The sequence below is a fragment of the Winogradskyella sp. ECml5-4 genome, assembly GCF_036903175.1.
Classification (GTDB): Bacteria; Bacteroidota; Bacteroidia; order Flavobacteriales; family Flavobacteriaceae; genus Winogradskyella; species Winogradskyella damuponensis.
Genome location: NZ_JAYJLF010000048.1, coordinates 1 through 2,385 on the forward strand (window position 1 = coordinate 1; position 2,385 = coordinate 2,385).

At 30.1% G+C, this 2,385-nt stretch carries 2 protein-coding genes; both read left to right on the plus strand.

Annotated features, from left to right (window positions below):
- Positions 1 to 141 precede the first annotated feature (141 nt).
- A complete protein-coding gene (locus tag VDP25_RS17505; protein WP_334471913.1) occupies positions 142 to 588 on the plus strand; it encodes a hypothetical protein in 447 nt (148 codons plus the stop codon).
- Between the two features lie 746 nt (positions 589 to 1,334).
- Complete coding sequence (locus VDP25_RS17510) at positions 1,335 to 2,135, plus strand: hypothetical protein (RefSeq protein ID WP_334471915.1); 801 nt, start codon at positions 1,335 to 1,337, stop codon at positions 2,133 to 2,135.
- The last annotated feature ends 250 nt before the right edge of the window (positions 2,136 to 2,385 follow it).

Here is a 2,385-nt window from a genome sequence, read left to right on the forward strand (position 1 = left end):
AGTATATAATCCATTGCTAGTTCTAGCCTACTTACGAATATTCCTGCGGAATATTCTATTCGGTTTTTATTTGCTAAATTAGTTGCTTACACACGCAACGTATCATATACAAAACCGTTGTAGGTAATATGGAATAACCTTATGGAATTTGAACCTGAATATTTTAGTGGAATTTTAAAAGTCTTGATTTTGACTTTACTAATTTCTCTAGTCCCTATTTATTTAACTGAAAATTGGACTTTGATTTGGGGAATATCAATAATTGGATTTTTCATAATTATTTTCTTGAATAACAAAAAGTGGATAAAAAAAGTGAAACTTGATTTTGAGAATAAAGTAATAAACATAAAATATCCTCTGAATTTGATTGGAGCGAATAAAACTCAAATTGACTTTAAGGAAATTGAAAAAGTAACTTATTATGAATATATGAGTCGGACACCAGCACATTATAAAATTGAATATAATGGAAAAAAACTGAGATTTAATTGTGGTGGAAATGAATCTGAAAAAATAAGTTCTATTCTTAAAATTAATGGAATTGAAACTAATTTTTATCATAAGAAAAAAGATGTTGGATATAGATAAAATACTACCTACAACAATGTATAACCGCAATTACGGCGGATTCGACTACGTCCGAATCCACTCGGAATTGCTAACGTCTGTGCTAAACCGAAAATAAACGCATATTAACCCGTAACTGACGGTTATACGAGACCGTTAGCAAAGATTTTGGTGCTAACTTGCAATTTCAAGGCAATCACTAAATTCTGTACTTATTTTCATACCAAAACTACGCTGGAATTTAAAGCGGAATCTCAAAAAGTATTGCGCTGAATTTTTTTCACTCATTCGGATTGTTACGCGCGAATTTCGGCTTGCCCAACTTCTGTTCTTAAATTCAAAATAATAGCAATCCTCAACTTTTGGCTGATAAGCGGAATGGCAAAACGTACGGCTGAACTATTCGCAGTTGAAAAAATTTAAAATTAGTTGTTTAAATCAACCGATTCTAACATCACGAAAATTAGGATCTAAAACAAAACTGATGCTCTTTGCGGAAAAGAACGGAATAGTAATTCGGAGTTTTTTGACATTTAAGGAAAAAAATAAAATAGCGCAGGAAAAACAAATAGTTCGGAAATACGCAAAGGCGTAGTTCGCAAAAAAGAAAAAACCTTAGCTAACAATGCATATAATTTATAGCTGCTACTCGCCTACTGTCGAAAAACCTCGCGGTTTTTCTATTTTCGTTATTATTTACTAACTTACTCGCTTATAACACGCAACAAATCATATACGAGACCGTTACCAGCAATTTACCTACTCAGATGAACAGAATTGAAAAAGATAGATATATCACTTATATCGGACAGACATATAACAATGTTCAAGTTTGGGGACAATATGAGAGAATGGTCGACTTCTTATTTGAAGAATATTCAAAAACAAAAAGACGTTTCGATGAAATTGCTCAACCTTTATTATTTACAATTTCACACGCTATTGAATTAGCTTTAAAAGAAAATATTAAGTTTTTTGAACAGTATGTAAACTCTAAACAATTGACCAAATTTGAAAATTGGACTCACCTATTGAAAAGTCACGATTTGGAAGCTTTATCGGCTGAATACAAAATATTTTTTCATCGATTTCACAAACAAGTTAAAGCTAATAAAGAAACTAAAAGTGTCTTTAATGAATATCATAAAAATTTGCAGAAACTTAATAAAATTTTAGAAAGAAATGCAGAAACATACAGATATTCAGAAAAACTAGACAATACTGGAAAAACTATTAAATCAAGTATAAAACCGAATAAAAAAATAGATTTACTCGAAGTTAAATCAATATTTAACGATTTAAAAAACCTATTTATTGGAGCACCAAATGAAATGGGAATTTACACAGACTATATAGATTTTAAAAAAAATAATCCTGAATATAAAAAAGGAAAAGGGAAATTATATTGCCAACGATTGCATTATACAGAACATTTTCTTGAGAATGTGAAAGAAACCCTAACTAAAGATTTAAAGAAAGTGAATGAAAATTTATGGATAGACCAAAAGAATTTCAATAGTTATGAAACTCAAGTTTGGAAAAATGATATTTATATAATTGAAATATAAAAAAAAGCTGGTAACACCGTATATAATTTATTGCTAGTTCTAGCCTACTTACGAAAATCCTCGCGGATTTTCTATTCGGTTTTTATTTGCTAAATTAGTTGCTTAACCACGCAACAAACCATATACAAACACGTTAGCAATAATAGTCGCAAACAAACTTCCGTTCCTCTTTAGAAGATTAAAGCCTCTCGTTTTGCCGTTTCCTTTTCTGTGAACTTCGTGCTATTATTCCTTTTTTTAAAATAAAACG

Excerpts from the sequence above, each read along its gene's own strand:
- VDP25_RS17505 (WP_334471913.1), top strand. The coding sequence starts at position 142 with ATGGAATTTGAACCTGAATATTTTAGTGGAATTTTAAAAGTCTTGATT.
- VDP25_RS17510 (WP_334471915.1), top strand. The coding sequence starts at position 1,335 with ATGAACAGAATTGAAAAAGATAGATATATCACTTATATCGGACAGACA.